Genomic DNA, 16,579 nt, shown 5'->3' on the forward strand with positions numbered 1-16,579 from the left:
CGATGTCTGGCAGAATTATACGCATCTCAGCTCCGGTTTCTCTCGCCTCATGCCCGCTATTACCACAGACCTGCCCGCCCTCGCCCAATCCATCAAGGACTGGGGCCGCGAGCTGGGCTTTCAGCAAGTCGGCATCAGCGGCCTCGACCTGGCCGAGCATGAGCAGCACCTGGAGCGCTGGCTCGCGGCCGGCTATCACGGCGAAATGGACTACATGGGCGCCCACGGCAGCAAACGCTCGCACCCGGAAGAGCTGGTGCCCGGCACTTTGCGCGTGGTTTCCCTGCGCATGGACTACCTGCCGGGCGACACCGAAATGGCCAAACGCCTGGCCCAACCGGAAAAAGCCTACGTCTCACGCTATGCCTTGGGCCGCGACTACCACAAATTAATTCGTAAACGCGTGCAACAACTGGCGGAAAAAATTCAGGCGGTGATCGGCCCCTTCGGCTACCGCGCGTTTGTCGACAGCGCCCCGGTGCTGGAAAAAGCCATCGCCGAACAGGCTGGCCTGGGGTGGATCGGCAAAAACACGCTGGTCTTGAATCGCAAGGCCGGCAGTTACTTCTTCCTCAGCGAACTGTTCGTCGACCTGCCGCTGCCGGTGGACCCGCCCCACGCCAGCGAACACTGCGGTCGCTGCACTGCCTGCCTGGACATTTGCCCGACCAATGCCTTCGTCGGCCCCTATGTGCTGGACGCCCGGCGCTGCATTTCGTACCTGACCATCGAGCTGAAAAGTGCGATCCCGGAAGATTTGCGGCCGCTGATCGGCAATCGGGTGTTCGGCTGTGATGACTGCCAGATCGTCTGCCCGTGGAACCGCTTCGCCCGGCCTTCCGGGGAAAGCGACTTCAAACCCCGGCACAACCTGGACAACGCCGAACTGGCCGAACTGTTCATGTGGGACGAAGAGAAATTTCTCAGCAGCACCGAAGGCTCACCGCTCAGGCGCGCGGGTTACGAACGCTGGCTGCGCAATCTGGCGGTCGGTCTGGGTAATGCCCCGTCGAGCATTCCGGTGCTGGAGGCCTTGAAGGCACGGCGGGACTATCCGTCGGAACTGGTGCGTGAACACGTGGAATGGGCCCTGAAACAACACGGCCTCGCGTAGGAGCTGCCGCAGGCTGCGATCTTTTGATCTTAAAAAATCAAAGTCAAAAGATCGCAGCCTGCGGGCACGAGTACGGCCCAAGAGATAAGGATGTGATCAAGCCTCGTCGTTATAAACGAACTTGGGCATTTCCCAGTGGAAACGGATCGCCAGCAAGCGCAGCAGAAAGCCGCCGAACAGGGTGATCAGAATCGCCTGCTCACCGGGTAATTGCAGGTAGACACAGAGCAGATAGCACCACGCCGCGGCAAACGAGACGCTGGCGTAGAGCTCGCGGCGGAAGATCAGCGGAATGTCGTTGCAGAAGATGTCCCGCAGGATGCCACCGAACACCCCGGTGATCACGCCGCTGACCGAGGCCACCAGCATGCCGTGGCCCATTTCCAGGGCGGTCATGCAACCGATCAAGGTGAACGCCACCAGGCCCACGGCATCGAGCACCAGAAACAGCGAGCGCAGGTGACGCATCCAACGGGCGATGAAGATCGTCAGCATCGCCGCGACTGAGGTCAGCACCAGGTATTCAGGGTGTTTGACCCAGGTCAGTGGGTAATGGCCGAGCAACACGTCACGCACCGAACCGCCGCCCAACGCCGTGACGCAGGCGATCAGCACCACGCCAAACCAGTCCATTCCGCGACGACCCGCAGACAGGGCGCCAGTCATGGCTTCGGCAGTAATGGCGATCAGGTAGAGCATCAGCAACATGGCGGCGGTCCTTACAAGAAGGCGCGCAGTCTACTCAGATCGTCAGGGCACCAAAAGGGGGCAAGAGAACCTGTGGCGAGGGAGCTTGCTCCCGCTGGGCCGCAGAGCGCCCCCATTTACTGACAGCGCAATTCTTCAGATAGAACTTTACGACTGCTGCGCAGCCGAACGGGAGCAAGCTCCCTCGCCACAAAAACCCACTCCATACCCAATCAGAACTTGATGAAGTTCTTGCGGTAGTGCTGCAGCTCGGCGATCGATTCGCGGATGTCGTCCAGGGCCAGGTGGGTACTGCCCTTCTTGAAGCTGTCACGCACGTCCGGCGCCCAGCGCGCGGCCAACTCTTTGAGGGTCGACACGTCGAGGTTGCGGTAGTGGAAATAGCTTTCCAGGGATTTCATGTGGGTATAAAGGAAGCGACGGTCCTGGCAGATGCTGTTGCCACAGATCGGCGACTTGCCCTTCGGCACCCATTTCTCCAGGAAGGCGATGGTCTCGGCCTCGGCTTCGGCCATGCTGATGCGGCTGTCGCGGACCCGTTGGGTCAGCCCGGAGCCGCCGTGCTGACGGGTATTCCACTCGTCCATGCCGGCGAGGATCTCGTCGCTGTGATGGATGGCGATCACCGGACCTTCGGCCAAGGTGTTCAAATCACTGTCGGTGACGATGGTGGCCATTTCGATGATGACGTCGGTATCAGGGTTAAGACCGGTCATTTCCAGGTCGATCCAGATCAGATTCTGCGGGTTTTGCATGTGTCGGCTCCTAGGCAATGCTGCGCAGTTTAGCCTAGGCCGGTGGCCGGGCGTGCTAAACTCGCGGCCGTTTTACCTAATCGCTGCATTCTCGATACGGAACACCCATGGCCAAACGCCAACTCAATCGTCGTCAAAACTGGCGCATCGAAAAGATTCAGGGCGAGCGCGCTGCCCGCGCCGCCAAACGCGAGTCCTCGGCTGTCGAGGCACTCGAAGGCGGCGACCTGGGTCCGGAACAGACGGGCCTGGTGATCGCGCACTTCGGTGTGCAGGTCGAAGTCGAGGCCCTCGATGGCGAATTGGCCGGCCAGGTGTTCCGCTGCCATTTGCGCGCCAACCTGCCGGCGCTGGTGACCGGCGATCAGGTCGTGTGGCGTGCCGGCAACCAGGGCATCGGCGTGATCGTGGCGCAACTGCCGCGTAAAACCGAGCTCTGCCGTCCAGACAGCCGTGGCCAGCTTAAACCGGTGGCGGCCAACGTCGACTTGATCGTCATCGTCTTCGCGCCGCTGCCCGAGCCCCATGCCAACCTGATCGACCGTTATCTGGTCGCCGCGGAACACGCGGGTATTCGGCCGTTACTGCTGCTGAACAAATTCGACTTGATCGACGAGCAGAACGCCCCGGCGTTGAACGCCTTGCTGGCGGTTTACCGCACGCTGGGCTACCCGGTGCTGGAAGTGTCGGCCCACCACGGCAATGGCATGGAGCAGTTGCAGAAGCAGCTGGACGGGCACATCAGCGTATTCGTCGGCCAGTCCGGTGTTGGCAAGTCGTCGTTGGTCAACAGCCTGCTGCCTGAAGTCGAAACCCGCGTCGGCCCGCTGTCCGAGCTGTCGGGCCAGGGCACCCACACCACCACTACCGCGCGATTGTTCCACTTCCCCGGTGGCGGTGAACTGATCGACTCCCCGGGTATCCGGGAATTCGGCCTGGGTCACGTCAGCCGCGCCGACGTCGAAGCCGGTTTCATCGAGTTCAACGACCTGCTCGGCACCTGCCGCTTCCGCGACTGCAAGCACGACCGCGAGCCGGGTTGCGCATTGCTCAAGGCGCTGGAAGACGGCCGCGTGCAGCAGCAACGGATGAACAGCTATCGGTCGATCATCGCCAGTTTGCCGGAAAGCAGCTATTAAGTAGCCTGGATCATTTTCGTGATGCTACGAAAATGATCAGCAGCATCCCGCAGACACAAAAAAGCCGCGAATATCGCGGCTTTCTCATTTTCAGCGTACGGCTTTTTCCAGCTTCCAGCCCAGCGCATCCAGAGCGTCACAGCCGTCCTGAATCAATATATGTGCAGCATTGGCGAAATGCTCCAGGTCGTGACCTTCGGCGTTTTTGATGCACAGGCAGGTGACGCTATTGAGCATATTGCGGGCGGCTTTGATTCGGTGAGTGGCGGTTTCGAGGAGATCCGAGACTTTGGCTTCGGTGTCGATGTATAGCGTCGGGCCGACGCTGAAGTTGCCTTGCAGAGGGTGGTACTGGGTCATGTTTCTATCTCATCTGATAAGTGAAACTTCCACCCTTTCGCGGCTAAACGAATTGGGTGGTAGCTGTACGCGGGTTAGCCGACCGGACAGATGAACCCGGCACACCCGAAGGTGTCCCACGCACAGCCACCATAGACATGCAGATGCCAGGCAGCAAAAAGCGCCGCGATTATACGGGCGCTTGTGCATCATCTGTTACGACCGGCTAAAGTCGATCACCGATTCGTCGGTGCCGGACGAACTATAGGCGAGGTTCCGGCGAAGTAAAACCCGGTTTATGGGTCTCGGAGCCGTCCTACACCATTCTCCGAACAGTCCTCATTCCTTGATTTTTATCGCCGGTGGCTCAGTCCCATTGTGGGTATAGATCAACTCGCCTTCGATACGCCAACACCTTGCTCGTGCTCCAGATCAACAAGGCGTGTGATGGGGCCATTTGCTTTCAGGCGTTCAGTGACAACTTTTGGCCATAGGTTGCGAGAGCGGCGTTTGGCGAGGCTGTAGGTGAGTTCCTGAATGCGAAACCATGGATAAAAGAGAAAAGTCAGAACGAGCATGACTACATCGCTGCCGCCCAAGTAGTTCTTCCCGTCACTTTCCATCCGTCTTTTTTTTATGTCATTGAAGGTGTCCTTGAACCAACCGCTCATGTTTGGCTGCACTGCCAGTTGGCTTTTTACGAAAGCATCAGACTCGCTGTGATTTCCCTGCTCGTCGAAATACGGGCCGTTGTTCATATAGGAACGGATATATTCCCAAAAGCCTTTCTGCATCGCCAATGATTTGCCGAAGGGAGGGCCGAGACTGACCATCAATGCAATTTCCGGCGTTTCAAACTGCCACATGCGTATTTCCAGCGAGGTACTTTGCATGCCGCCAATGTGGGTGCCAACGAGCTGGTATTCATTAGCCACGGCGGTTATGCCATCCCATGGAGCGTGGAGCAGTACACCTTCGTGGTTGAAATACACTTCGCGAGTGCGGCGGTTGAACAGAATGGGCAACGGTAAGGGACGAAGGGTTTCCCAAAAAAAAGGAACAAGGAAAAAAGCTGCTGACATGATCAGGCCCATCGGAACGCTTTCCCACTTTCCATTGATCATTAACAAAAAAGCCATTCCTAGCCCACCCAGCCCTATCCACCCGCCAAGACCCGTAAATTGCCCCCGATCCGAATCTCCGCCTGCCTGCAAAGCCAAATAGTGTTCAGTATGCTCATCAGTAATGAACAGCTCCATTGGCTGCTCACCAGTGGGCTTATCCGCTTCCAGCAGTACAGTGGGGATAGCGCTGTATCGCGGCTGATCCAGCGTTTTCATATCCATGCCCAGTCCTTGATTTTTACCGCCGGCAGCGTCAGTCCTTCACGCGGCGAATAGATCAATTCACCCTCAATGCTCCACAAATGCCGCACGCCGTCCTCATGGTAGACGCGTCGGTATGGGGTTATGCCGGCTTGTACAGTAATCCGACTGCCACTATGCCGATCAAAATTTTCACCTGTCCATTCGACCTTTTTGACCCGCTCGGGGTGATATCCGAGTGTATCGCGCCAGACTTCATGGCCCTTGAAGTGGATCATCCCATCCGTCATCTGAATGTTTTCCCCCGGCAGGTTCAGCATCAAGTAGGTGGAGGTGACTTGCCCTTGATAGGGGTGCAACTCTCTCAGTCGGAAGACTTCAAAATTGACAGGAAACAGAATGGGATATAGACGTTCCATTGACTGGGTGTAGTTATTTGACCAACCGCTGTCCGGACGGATACCGAAATGACTGTTTTTTACCCATTTTTCCAGCGGTGAGTCAGTCGTATAGAGCCGGGCAATGACCCCGCCTACAATCACCACGGAGAGCCCCAAAAGCTTGATGCCCAAGTGGGGCACGACATCCAGTCCTTTAGAAATAGCCGCCGCATCCCCTGCTATCACGGCCGCTCGCGCAATGCGCAGTGCTCGAAACGCTTGAGCCTGGAGCCTGATACTTGCTACCGAAGCCCCGATAAGCCCCAGATTAACCGAGAAGGTATCGAAGTCACCTGGCTGGAACGCTTCAAAGGCTTCAAAACCATAAACCACCACATCAAAACAGAGGAAAGCTGATTGCAACAAAGAAGCACCTGCGGCCATTCCCATGGCTCGAACTAACGCGAGCCTCGCTGGAATAGAGTTTTTGCCGCCCTGGCTAATAGCAGAAGTCCAGCTAACCTCTGCTACCCGCTGACCAACTGCCGCACCTGCTGCTCCGACTCCAGCCAAAGCGCCGAAAGCACCAACCCATTTTTTGGTAGTTCCGCTATCTACTAACTGATCCATTGACCAATAAAAATTCAGCCCCGCCATAAACGTCACCAAAACCTTGATCGGCGCTTTATCCCAAGCCCCTTTCAGATCCAGCACGCTACTCAAGTCCACTCCTGATGCCAGATTCACCGGCAACGGTGGCAGTTTGGTGCTGGCCGGCACCAGATGCATGAACGGCACACTCTGCCCCACCGCGCCGACCAGCGGAGCGACACTCAAATGGGCTGGCGCCGCTGGGCGCGTTTCCATCAAATCGCTGTACCACTCGCCCAACTGACGCGACGTAACGCCCAAGGTCTGGATGCGCTGGTCGCTACGGGCCAGGGCCGCCGCCATGTACAAACTCCCCGCTGTGCTGGCCGAATTCTGCGCCTGATGCAGTTGCAACCCGGCCATCGGAGCGATGGCCAGAAACAAGGCCTCCACGCCCGCCGCTGGTTTGTGATGCTTCAGTTTGTCGGCGGTCTTGTTCAGTGCCTCGGCATAGCCGAAAGCACTGGCAAGCTTGCTAGCACCTTCCTGCAACGCCGCCGTGTTGTCGTTGAACGCATCGCCCAGATCGACGAGGTATTTGATTTCACCTTTGCCAAGCCGTGCGGGTAATCCGAGCAAAGCCCAAAGCAGCCAGGGTTTACCCGGCGAGTTACCGCCCAGATTCTGGGTAATCGCCTGAGCACCGATGCTGGTAGTGGCCGGCCCGAGACAAGCCGCCGCGAAATACAACTCCAATGCCTCACGGGCAATCGGTTGGGTAATGTCGAAATGGCCGCAAGCCGTGTCCATGCTCGACGCACCGGTCACTTGCAGGGTGTTGAACCACGCCACCCAGAGTTGGGCCAGACGACGCGTGTCGGCGGTATATCGGTCATTTTGGATTTCCTGATCTCTCCATAGCCGCTGGAGTTCGTCATGGCGGGTGATGGACGGCAACTGTGCACTCAGTTGCCGGTCGCCTTCGCTCAGTGACTTGATGACACTGGCCATCGCCCACGTTTCAGCGTGATGCTCCTGATAACTGTCGAACGCTTCCTTACGCACACGCATCAACGCGGCAAGGTCGAGCAGCACGCCCCACGCATCATCAATGACGGCGTAGGTCTGCTGTTCGCAAGCCTTCATCTGCTTTAGCACTTTCAACCAGTCGGGTGCGTGCTCCGTTTCGGATTGACCGCTCCAGCCGTAGCTCGTCGCATCGGTGTATTCACCAATCTGCTTGGTGACGGTGTCAACCGTGCCGCTGAACGGCGCGACACCCGGAACAAAACTGCGCATGATGCGCTGACGCACGGCGGGGTCTTTTCTGGCGGCCTGGTATTGCGCTTCACTCCAGCGAACGGGCGACCAGACCAATCCGGTAGGGTCGCCCGCTCTTAACACCAGATGGGGTTTGACCCGAATGTCGATCACCCTGCCCGCACGCGGGGTTTGGGTGAGCTGAGCTTTTTCGACCTGATATTCAACCAACTTGGGCGGACTGCTCTCCCAGACGTAGAGCCAACCGTCGCGCAACAAACGCGAGGTGTAATTGAGCGCATGCCCGGTCAAGTCAGGATGCCGAGGCCCCAACTCGGGAAACGAGCCGCTCAGCGCTGGCAAGTCGTAGGCATCGGTATCGACAGCGACGGTTGGACCGAGGGCGTATCGCAGAGGCAAAACGGCAGCGAACAGCGGGCAGGTTCCAACGCGGATTTTATTCTGGGCACTCATGCGTTTTTCTCCGAGTTGGCGGGAAGGCTCAGTGCATGCAGAAGCGGCTCAGGCAAGGTGATTTGCGCGGCCAGACCTTTATTGGCCGGTGCTGAGTCGAATTCAGGCGCTTTGTTTTCCCAAGCGCACACTGGCGCGTTGCCATGGCGTAGCCAGACGCTTTCCACACCAAACCAAAAGCCTGCTGGCCATTGCGCTCCCGCCAAACAGGCGCGTCGCAAAACCGAGCCATCCGCCAGGCGCAGCCACAGCTCTCGCTCATATTCATCAAATATGCGCAACCGACGTTGCAGGATCGGTAGCCATTGTTGTGCACTCTGTGGAGAAGCCAGCCAAACACCGTGTTGCAAGTCAGAGCCACCCCACCATGCGGCGTAGGCCGCGCTACCAAGTGAGGCATTGAGTAGAAATGGCCCCGCTGCGCCAATCGGCTCGTAGGCGGTTCCCTTGAAAAGCGATTGAGGAGCGTCTGCGCCGTAGTGCTCGTGAAGCCAATCGATAGCGTCCTCATACTGGGAACCGTCAAGCAGGAGCAGGCCTTTGTTCGGGGTGATCGGGGTCATGCTTCAGCCCTCTCTGTTAACTGATGTTCCGGGGCGGCATCGCATATCGGGCAAATGCCGGAATCGGCCTCACGAAAGACGATGTTCTGTTTGAGTAGTGCTTCCATGGGAAGGGTGTCGACAACCACTGCCTCGTCAGCTTGGGGAACTACTGACAGTGCCGCCTGCCCGGGCAGGCCCACGACCGGCGAACCACCCTCGACAATAGCGACACTGCTGAAAATCCCGCTCGAATTGATAACGATGTGCTGACCACCGGCCTGCAACGTCAAGCTCGTTCCGGCATTAATGACCACGTTGGCAGCGGTGACATGGGCCTGCGAACCGGCCTGAATCACCAACGTGCCCTCTGCCGTCGTGCTGCTGTTGCCGGTGATTGAGATGAGTTCGTTGCCGCCGATCACCGTGTTGCGCACACCTTGGGTCGTGCGCAACTCGTCGCCCTTGATCAGGCTGGTGCTGTGGTTGTCGACCTGTTCGAAGCGGTCGTTGCTGATCAGGCTGTGGCTGTCGCGGGTGATCTGTTCGCGGCGGTCGTTGCCAATTTTGGTATCGCTGTCGTTGAGGATCAGTTGTTCGAGGTCGCGTTGGGCGCGCAGGTAGATTTGTTCCTGCCCGGCACGGTCTTCAAGCGACAACTCGTTGTAACCCCCGGTGTCCGGGGAGCTGTGGCTGCGCAAGACGGTTTTGGTTTTGTGCTCGGGCAAGGGGTATGGCACAGGCGTGAGCTTGTTGGTCACGCACCCGGTGATCAATGGCTGGTCGGGGTCGCCGTCCAGATAGGTGACGACGACTTCCATGCCGATACGCGGAACGGTCACTGCCCCAAAGCCATCCCCCGCCCAACTGGATGACACCCGCACCCAGCAACTGCTTTTTTCACTGTTGAGTTCGGCCCGGTCCCACGGCAGTTCGATCTTCACGCGACCATACTCATCGCAGTAGATCTCTTCGCCGACAGGGCCGGTGACTCGGGCGGTCTGGCTGACCAGCGCCGATCGTCGTGCAGGTAGCGGTGGCCGATAAAGCACATCCCATGGAATGGCGCTGAAGTGGTTGCGATAGCCTTGGGTAAAGCCGTCTTCAGGTTTGACGTCGCTGGTGATGGCCTCTTCCAGTGACTGAGGCTGTTTTCCGGCGTGCGACACACTGAGCAACAGCCACAAATCGTTGCACGCTTTACGCGGGTGTTCGGTCAGGTTAAAAAAGTGACCACTGCGCAGGCACGGCTGATCGCTCTGGCCCTCGACCAACTGGTAATCGGCACGGTGCCGCTCCAAGGCCTGGCGAGCGAGTTGTTTGCCGCGTTTTTCGTTCTCGATGAATACGGGGTAGCGATAGTCTTCAAGCTCAGGGCTGAACTCGGCCGTGAAGCGGCTTTCCAGCAACAGACTCGGGCGTTGGAAGTCGTAGTCCCGGCGCGTGGTCGTGCTGGTGCGGCTGCGAAAGCCCATGGAAAACTGCTTGACCACCGGGTGGTCCGCCACCATGCCGGAGTCTTGTTGATAAGGGGTTTCGCCCAGTTTGGGGAACCAAGTCTGGTCGTCGGTGAACACCAGCAAATGACCGTCTGCCGAATGCTGGTGATGCCACGCGATGCCGTCCTCGGCGCACAGGCGCTGGACGAACTCCAAATCGCTTTCCCCCAACTGAGTGCAGTACTCGCGCTCGGGGCTGGTACTGACATGGAAGGTAAACGCATCGGCCTGAATGCCGTGGCCTTTGAGCACCTGAGCAATGATTTGCGGCACGGTCAAGTGCTGGAAAATCCGTTGATCGTAGCTGAACTGCAAGTAGTGCAGCGTCGATACAAGGGTCAAGTGATAACGGGTCAGGCGTTTGCCGGCTTCACCGACGAACACCTCTTCAATATGGCCATGAAGGCCTTCGCCGTTAAGTCCGAACTGGAGAAATGCAGTCTGACTGAGCAGGCTCTCCAGATCGAAATCCGGGTTTTCGCTGACCAGTTCAACCTGGATCGCGTACAAGGCACTGATGGCCTCAACACCGTCAAAGGCGAAGACTTTGAAATCGTGACGAACAGCGGGGATGTGCAGCGCGAAGTGCGCCGTATTGGCCGATCCGAACATACGCTTATCCTTAAGCAAAGAGGAAATGAAGCGCGATGTCCAAACCGTCCGTGATCTGTGCACGCGAAATTGGCGGGCACGCTAACAAGACAGGCAAAGGATGGATGTAGGACTGTTCTTTAAACCCAGAAGGAATCTTCGCAATCGAAGATCAGCCTCTCAACGAACAACAAAAATAAAGATTGGTAGGATCCCATCCCCGAAAGCACGGACAAAAAAGCCGCGACGATCGCGGCTTTTTTGTATTTCAATGCTGACCAATCAATGGCCGAACGGTTACTCGCGGCGCAGGTCAATCCTTTTTGGGTCGTGGGGGATTGTCCTGACGATAGGTGTGCTGGGGTTTGATGACCAATTGCCTGACCTGACTGTCCAATTCTTTGCTGTGATACAGGTCCAGGCATTTGAGCAGCTCAAAGCGAACGCCTTTTCGCTCTGATTCGACCAGTGGATTGTGATAATCACGAGCCAGAAACTGATCAACCAGAGTTCTACCGGCTTGAGGTGCTTGCTCCAGATCGAAATAGGTCCAATCCATAAGCGCGCTGGCACTGCTTCCGGCGTCCTGGGCGGCTTCAGATTCGCTCTTGTAGGCTGTGGCGATGCAGTCTGCCAGCACCATATCCTTGTAATTTTGCGCGTAGGTGCGCCCGCCTGCCTGTGGGGAGTGGGTCGGATCATCCTTGGCCCAACTGTTGGAAGGTGCGACTGCCCAAGCCAGAGCCAAGACCGCAGTCAAATATTTCATCAAGACAAACTCCAGAAGTTTGCGCGGTCGGTTTGATAGTTCACACCTGGCTCATTGAAATAGCAGACAAAAAAGCCGCGATGATCGCGGCTTTTTTGACCTCAGGAAACCGCTGCCGGCGGTTTCGGTTCGACGGTCTTCAGCTCAGGCTTCTGAAACGGGTACAGGTGCTGGCGCAGGATACCGCCCGGCAAGTCCTTGCCAAAAACACCGTAGCGCGTCGGCCACTCCTTGGGCGGCAACTTGAAGGTGCCGAACAGCATATCCACCAACGGCGTATGGATCGCATAGTTCTTGTAGATGTAATCCTTGTGCCGGGCATGATGCCAATGGTGATAACGCGGCAGGACCATCACATAATTCAGCCAGCCGCCGTTGATCCGAACATTGGCATGGGCCAGCACGGCCTGTACGCCGACCAGAATCACATAGGCGTTCAACGCCTGGGGCGCGAAGCCCAGCAGCATCAAAGGCACCAGCACGCCGGTGCGAGTCAGCAGAATCTCGATGAAATGAACACGCGAACCGGCGAGCCAATCCATGTGCGTGCTTGAGTGATGCACGGCATGGATGCGCCATAACCACGGCACCACGTGATACAACCGATGCAGCCAGTATTGACCGAGGTCGGCCACCAGCACCGCCAGCAAAAACTGCACAACGATCGGCAGGCTTTGTACGCTAGCCTGCAAGTTCGTCGACACCGCCCAACCGGCTATATAGCTCGACGAGGCGGTGATGAAAATCAGGATGAACTGCACCAGCATATGACTGACGAAAAAGTAGGTCAGGTCAGTTCGCCAGTGCGGACGCAGAATGTTTTGCTCGGGGTCCTTGGAATAGAGTTTTTCCAGAGGGATAAAGACGATGGCCGACACCAGCAGGGCCAGTACGAACCAGTCCAGCCCCAGCGAATACGGTGTCTGCCCTATAGAGCTGACCTGCACATTGGTGCCGCCAAGAAACACCGCCAGCCCCGAGGCAACAAGTCCGGTGATCCCCAGGCGCTTGCGCGTGTTGAGCAGGATATTCAGGGTGCCGAGGCAGAAGGACAGCACCAACCCGAGCAACAGCGTGGTGCGCGCAAACTGCTCGTCGTACACCTTGCGCAGTTCGGCGGTGGTCAGCCATTCGGGAAAGAGAAAGCAGAATACCGCCAGCAGGCTCAATAGCCCGAGCGTTGCCGAGATGTAGCCACTGACCCGGCCTTCACCAAACTTGAAGGGTGCGTTGCCATGTCGCTGAAAATAGGACTTGAGTCTTTCCATTACCGGTCTTCCATGATTCCGAAAACAAACTTGCAGTGAGTTGAGTCATTGCGACGCTGCACTGACGCAGCCAGAAACAAAAAAGCCACGACTATCGTGGCTTTTTTGCAGGTTATTGCTTGGGCGGTACAGCAGGTTTGGCCGGCTCACCCGACTTTGGCGCAGGAGCATCAAACAGATTCAAACGCTCACGAAGCTCATGGGCCGGCAGCGGTTCTTTATCCGCCGGCAATGCGTTCGGATCGGCTGGCGGCGCGGGCACTTCGCCCGGCCCGCCCTGCCCCTGCGTCGGCGCTGGCGCCGGTTCCGCACCTTGCGAACCTTCGATGGCACGCTGGGCTTTCTTGGTCAGCACGATGATGTCGATCCGACGGTTGACCGGGTTGAACGGGTTCTCCCGGTCGAACAGCGCCGACGAGGCATAACCCACGACGCGCGCTACCTGAGCGTCCGGATAGCTGCCGGCGACCAACGCGCGACGAGCTGCGTTGGCGCGGTTGGCCGAGAGCTCCCAGTTACCGAAGTCGCCGGTGCCCGAGTACGGCTTGGCATCGGTGTGGCCGCTGATGCTGATCTTGTTCGGCACCGCTTTGATGGTGTCGGCCATGGCCAGCAGGATGTCTTCGAAGTACGGTTTCAGACGGGCACTGCCGGAGTCGAACATCGGGCGGTTTTCGGCGTCCACGATCTGGATGCGTAAACCGTCCGGCGTGATTTCGAACAGAATCTGGTCCTTGAATTTCTTCAGTTGCGGGTTCTCTTCGACCTTGTTCTGCAGTTCTTGCAGCAACAGTTCGAGACGTTCCTTCTCGACCTGCTCGGCCATGCCTTCAACCTGCTCGGCGTCGATGGTCACCTTGTCTGGCTGCGGCTGAGATTTCACCTCGGGGTTGAGGGTGTTCTCCGGCGCCAGGGTCGGCGTGCCGCCCAAGTCGATGATGTACGGCGTGCCGCTTTCGGAAAACCCGACCGGGTCCTTGAAGTAACCGGCGATGGCAATCTTCTGTTCAGGCGTCGCGGTGGACAGCAGCCACAACACCAGGAAGAACGCCATCATCGCCGTCGCGAAGTCCGCGAAGGCGATTTTCCAGGCGCCCCCGTGATGCCCGCCGGCGATGCGCTTGACGCGCTTGATGATTATCGGCTGGTTATTTTCCATGACTTAGCGACCGCGAACCGCTTGTTCCAGCTCAGCGAAGCTAGGACGGTGCGCCGGGTACAGAACCTTGCGACCGAACTCCACCGCCAGCGACGGCGGCATCCCGGAAGCCGAAGCCACCAGCGAAGCCTTGATGGCTTCGTAGATGTTCAGTTCTTCCTTGGCATCGTGAGCCAGGGAGTTGGCCAGCGGACCAAAGAAACCGTAGGCCGCGAGAATACCGAAGAAGGTACCGACCAGTGCCGCACCCACGTGCAGACCGATGGATTTCTGGTCGCCTTCGCCCAGGGACGCCATGGTCACCACGATCCCCAATACCGCCGCGACGATACCGAAACCGGGCATGGCGTCGGCGATGCCGTTCACCGCGTGGGACGGGTGCTCGAGGTCTTCCTTGAGGCTGTAGAGTTCCATGTCGAACAGGCCTTCGAGCTCATGGGGAGCCATGTTGCCGGAGGACATGATGCGCAGGTAATCGCAAATGAACGCGGTCATGCGCTCGTCTTTGAGCACTGCCGGGTACTTGGCGAAGATCGGGCTCGCGGCGGCATCTTCGATGTCACCTTCGATCGCCATCATGCCTTCGCGACGGCTCTTGTTGAGGATCTCGTAAATCAGCCCCAGCACTTCCAGGTAGAAGGTGTGGTTGAAACGCGAACTGAACATGCCCAAGGACTTCTTGAGCACGTGCATCGTCATATGACCGGGGTTGGCCTGCAGGAATGCGCCAAGGGCTGCGCCACCGATAATCATCACCTCGAAAGGCTGGATGAGGGCGGCAATCTTGCCGTGGGAAAGCACGTATCCGCCGAGCACGCTCGCGAATACGACAATGATGCCGATAATTTTAGCCATAGGTAGGAGAGCACTTACTGAGTCGGGTTCAAGGTCATATTCGGAAGTTAAAAAATCTCTTCTTCTACTTATCGGCAAAACTGCGCCAGACTATAGCCAGTTCAGGCGAAAAGCCAATTTGACCCGCACCGGGCATAGGTAATGCAGACGATGATCGCGTCCAGACATGGCTAACGAAACGAACGTCCCAACACCAAAACCGACCACACTCGAAGGCTGGGTCAAGCTTCTCGATGGCGTGCGCCTGCCGGTTCCGCAAGCCAGCCACGACCGCGTCTGCAAAGCCATCCGCGATAGCCGCAGCTCACTGCGCGACATCGCCGAACTGATGCAGGACAGCCCGGCCCTGGTCTTGAGCGTGATTCGCGAAGCCAATCGCCACACCCATGGCAGCTTGACCGAGCCTGCCGAGAACCTTGAGGTGGCGATCAATCGCCTCGGCTTGAAACGCACCGAAGAATTGCTCGAGCGCCTGCCCGCCGAACCCCACTCGCAGATCCCCATCGCCCTGCGCCAGCTTCAGCTGATCAGCCAGCACGCCACCCAACAGGCCAACGGTTTTTTTGCCAGTCGCCTGGCGCGGTTGTGGCAGGACATCCATTGGGGCAGCCTGCTGTTTCTTTCACCGCTGTGGCCCATGGCGTTGACCCATCCGCAGTTGCTTGAAGAGTGGGAATTGCGGGTCATCCATAAAGGCGAGTCGGCACGCAAAGTCGAACAGCAATTGTTCGGCGTGCGCCTGCTGGAAATCTGTCTGGCGCTGGTGGACACCTGGCGTTTGCCGATCTGGGTCCAGCAGGGTTATCGACTGCTGCGCAGCGAGCAACGTGAACTGGTGAAAGTCCTGCGCATCGCTCGCGACAACGATCACCCGCTGCGCCAACAGAACCGCCTCGACGACGACCCGACGCTGCGCCGCTGGCTCAATCAGCCAGCCAATACCGTGCTGCTGGCCAACGGGCTGGCGTTGTCGGCTCAACAGGCCTGGGACAGTCCCCACTGTGAGCGTTGGCAGTACCTCACCAGTCTTTACCTGCAAATGCCGATGGATGAAGTGCAGCAACAATTGCACCAGCAAGCCGCCAACAGCGCCCGCCATCACGCCATGCCGGACCTCTGGCACCCGGCCGTCGCGCTGATCTGGCCGTGGGGCACGAATCGCGTGCACGCCGGTTTGCTGCCAGCAGCGGCGCCGACTGCCGAGGACCTGGCGAAGTGGCGTAAGCAATGTGCCGAATTGCTGGTGAAGCCAAGCCGCTTTACCAATGCCATGCACTTGACCACATCTGCCCGAGACGCTCTGGTGGCGTGCGGCATGCGGCGGGTGATGATCCTGATGGCCGATCGCACACACGCTAATCTGCGTGTGCAGCAGACCGCCGGTCTGCCAAAGGAAGTCGCCGGTCTGAACCTGATAGTCAGCCAGAGCACCGTGCTGCAACGCCTGCTCGCGCAACAGGCCCAGGTGCGCCTGACGCCGGCCAACAATGCACAATTCTCGGCCCTGTTGCCGACCAGCCTGCGTAAACAATTCGGTGGCGAACACTTGCTGCTGCGCTCACTGGTCAACAACGGCCGGGTGATCATGATCGTGGTGGCGGATCAGGGCGGTGGGCCGTTCTCGGAAATCACCGTGCAAGCTTTCGGCAAAACCGCGCAGTGCATCGAAAAGGCCCTGCACAGTTTTAGCCACCGCTAGCCGGTCAGTTAAGTGAAGGCCAAGACCTGTGGCTAGGGGGCTTGCCCCCTCGCCACAGAGCCTGGCCATCCGTTGTTTCCTGTGCCGAAATAACTGATAACAGGCCCTCATG

Annotated in this window: 14 protein-coding genes; 3 read left to right on the forward strand and 11 right to left on the reverse strand. The window is 58.2% G+C overall.

Going from position 1 to position 16,579, the window contains the following annotated elements; all coding sequences use genetic code 11:
* The first annotated feature begins 49 nt into the window (after nt 1-49).
* Nucleotides 50-1,114: a tRNA epoxyqueuosine(34) reductase QueG gene (gene queG, locus LOY38_RS26980; RefSeq protein ID WP_258697823.1), complete on the forward strand. Its 1,065-nt coding sequence runs from the start codon at nt 50-52 to the stop codon at nt 1,112-1,114.
* A 96-nt stretch (nt 1,115-1,210) separates the two neighbouring features.
* Here queG and LOY38_RS26985 read toward each other — a convergent pair whose 3' ends face one another.
* Together LOY38_RS26985 and orn are read right to left on the reverse strand one after the other, a co-directional pair.
* Complete coding sequence (locus LOY38_RS26985; protein ID WP_258697824.1) at nt 1,211-1,822, reverse strand: trimeric intracellular cation channel family protein; 612 nt, start codon at nt 1,820-1,822, stop codon at nt 1,211-1,213.
* Nucleotides 1,823-2,034: 212 nt separating this feature from the next.
* The gene (orn, locus tag LOY38_RS26990; RefSeq protein ID WP_007939601.1) at nt 2,035-2,577 is read right to left on the reverse strand and encodes an oligoribonuclease; all 543 of its coding nucleotides are present in this window, start codon (nt 2,575-2,577) and stop codon (nt 2,035-2,037) included.
* A gap of 107 nt (nt 2,578-2,684) precedes the next feature.
* On the opposite strand from orn, the gene rsgA reads away from it, so the two are divergent.
* Entirely contained in the window at nt 2,685-3,716 is a 1,032-nt protein-coding gene (rsgA, locus tag LOY38_RS26995; protein WP_258697825.1) for a small ribosomal subunit biogenesis GTPase RsgA, read from the forward strand.
* Between the two features lie 90 nt (nt 3,717-3,806).
* Here rsgA and LOY38_RS27000 read toward each other — a convergent pair whose 3' ends face one another.
* From LOY38_RS27000 to motA, 9 genes are all read right to left on the reverse strand, one after another.
* On the reverse strand, nt 3,807-4,076 hold the full coding sequence (locus LOY38_RS27000) for a hypothetical protein (protein WP_258697826.1): 270 nt from the start codon (nt 4,074-4,076) through the stop codon (nt 3,807-3,809).
* A gap of 368 nt (nt 4,077-4,444) precedes the next feature.
* Complete coding sequence (locus LOY38_RS27005; RefSeq protein WP_258697827.1) at nt 4,445-5,401, reverse strand: DUF6708 domain-containing protein; 957 nt, start codon at nt 5,399-5,401, stop codon at nt 4,445-4,447.
* On the reverse strand, nt 5,392-8,085 hold the full coding sequence (locus LOY38_RS27010) for a toxin VasX (RefSeq protein ID WP_258697828.1): 2,694 nt from the start codon (nt 8,083-8,085) through the stop codon (nt 5,392-5,394). Before LOY38_RS27010 ends, LOY38_RS27005 begins: the two co-directional genes overlap by 10 nt.
* The gene (locus LOY38_RS27015; protein ID WP_258697829.1) at nt 8,082-8,648 is read right to left on the reverse strand and encodes a DUF4123 domain-containing protein; all 567 of its coding nucleotides are present in this window, start codon (nt 8,646-8,648) and stop codon (nt 8,082-8,084) included. The genes LOY38_RS27010 and LOY38_RS27015 overlap by 4 nt, the downstream gene beginning before the upstream one ends.
* Complete coding sequence (gene tssI, locus LOY38_RS27020; RefSeq protein ID WP_258697830.1) at nt 8,645-10,738, reverse strand: type VI secretion system tip protein TssI/VgrG; 2,094 nt, start codon at nt 10,736-10,738, stop codon at nt 8,645-8,647. The genes LOY38_RS27015 and tssI overlap by 4 nt, the downstream gene beginning before the upstream one ends.
* A gap of 292 nt (nt 10,739-11,030) precedes the next feature.
* Nucleotides 11,031-11,486 carry a type VI secretion system amidase immunity protein Tai4 gene (locus LOY38_RS27025; RefSeq protein WP_258697831.1) on the reverse strand — a complete coding sequence of 152 codons (456 nt, stop codon included), beginning with the start codon at nt 11,484-11,486 and terminating at the stop codon, nt 11,031-11,033.
* Nucleotides 11,487-11,587: 101 nt separating this feature from the next.
* Nucleotides 11,588-12,754: a sterol desaturase family protein gene (locus LOY38_RS27030; protein ID WP_258697832.1), complete on the reverse strand. Its 1,167-nt coding sequence runs from the start codon at nt 12,752-12,754 to the stop codon at nt 11,588-11,590.
* Nucleotides 12,755-12,866: 112 nt separating this feature from the next.
* Nucleotides 12,867-13,913, reverse strand: a complete 1,047-nt coding sequence (gene motB / locus LOY38_RS27035; RefSeq protein ID WP_258697833.1) for a flagellar motor protein MotB — start codon at nt 13,911-13,913, stop codon at nt 12,867-12,869.
* 3 nt (nt 13,914-13,916) lie between these two features.
* Nucleotides 13,917-14,768, reverse strand: coding sequence for a flagellar motor stator protein MotA (gene motA, locus LOY38_RS27040; protein WP_258697834.1), 852 nt, complete (start codon nt 14,766-14,768; stop codon nt 13,917-13,919).
* Nucleotides 14,769-14,934: 166 nt separating this feature from the next.
* On the opposite strand from motA, the gene LOY38_RS27045 reads away from it, so the two are divergent.
* Nucleotides 14,935-16,467, forward strand: coding sequence for an HDOD domain-containing protein (locus tag LOY38_RS27045; RefSeq protein ID WP_258697835.1), 1,533 nt, complete (start codon nt 14,935-14,937; stop codon nt 16,465-16,467).
* Nucleotides 16,468-16,579 lie beyond the last annotated feature (112 nt).

It is taken from the genome of Pseudomonas sp. B21-015 (assembly GCF_024749285.1).
GTDB lineage: Bacteria > Pseudomonadota > Gammaproteobacteria > Pseudomonadales > Pseudomonadaceae > Aquipseudomonas.

Excerpts from the sequence above, each read along its gene's own strand:
- queG (WP_258697823.1), top strand. The coding sequence starts at position 50 with ATGCCCGCTATTACCACAGACCTGCCCGCCCTCGCCCAATCCATCAAG.
- LOY38_RS26985 (WP_258697824.1), bottom strand. The coding sequence starts at position 1,822 with ATGTTGCTGATGCTCTACCTGATCGCCATTACTGCCGAAGCCATGACT.
- orn (WP_007939601.1), bottom strand. The coding sequence starts at position 2,577 with ATGCAAAACCCGCAGAATCTGATCTGGATCGACCTGGAAATGACCGGT.
- rsgA (WP_258697825.1), top strand. The coding sequence starts at position 2,685 with ATGGCCAAACGCCAACTCAATCGTCGTCAAAACTGGCGCATCGAAAAG.
- LOY38_RS27000 (WP_258697826.1), bottom strand. The coding sequence starts at position 4,076 with ATGACCCAGTACCACCCTCTGCAAGGCAACTTCAGCGTCGGCCCGACG.
- LOY38_RS27005 (WP_258697827.1), bottom strand. The coding sequence starts at position 5,401 with ATGGATATGAAAACGCTGGATCAGCCGCGATACAGCGCTATCCCCACT.
- LOY38_RS27010 (WP_258697828.1), bottom strand. The coding sequence starts at position 8,085 with ATGAGTGCCCAGAATAAAATCCGCGTTGGAACCTGCCCGCTGTTCGCT.
- LOY38_RS27015 (WP_258697829.1), bottom strand. The coding sequence starts at position 8,648 with ATGACCCCGATCACCCCGAACAAAGGCCTGCTCCTGCTTGACGGTTCC.
- tssI (WP_258697830.1), bottom strand. The coding sequence starts at position 10,738 with ATGTTCGGATCGGCCAATACGGCGCACTTCGCGCTGCACATCCCCGCT.
- LOY38_RS27025 (WP_258697831.1), bottom strand. The coding sequence starts at position 11,486 with ATGAAATATTTGACTGCGGTCTTGGCTCTGGCTTGGGCAGTCGCACCT.
- LOY38_RS27030 (WP_258697832.1), bottom strand. The coding sequence starts at position 12,754 with ATGGAAAGACTCAAGTCCTATTTTCAGCGACATGGCAACGCACCCTTC.
- motB (WP_258697833.1), bottom strand. The coding sequence starts at position 13,913 with ATGGAAAATAACCAGCCGATAATCATCAAGCGCGTCAAGCGCATCGCC.
- motA (WP_258697834.1), bottom strand. The coding sequence starts at position 14,768 with ATGGCTAAAATTATCGGCATCATTGTCGTATTCGCGAGCGTGCTCGGC.
- LOY38_RS27045 (WP_258697835.1), top strand. The coding sequence starts at position 14,935 with ATGGCTAACGAAACGAACGTCCCAACACCAAAACCGACCACACTCGAA.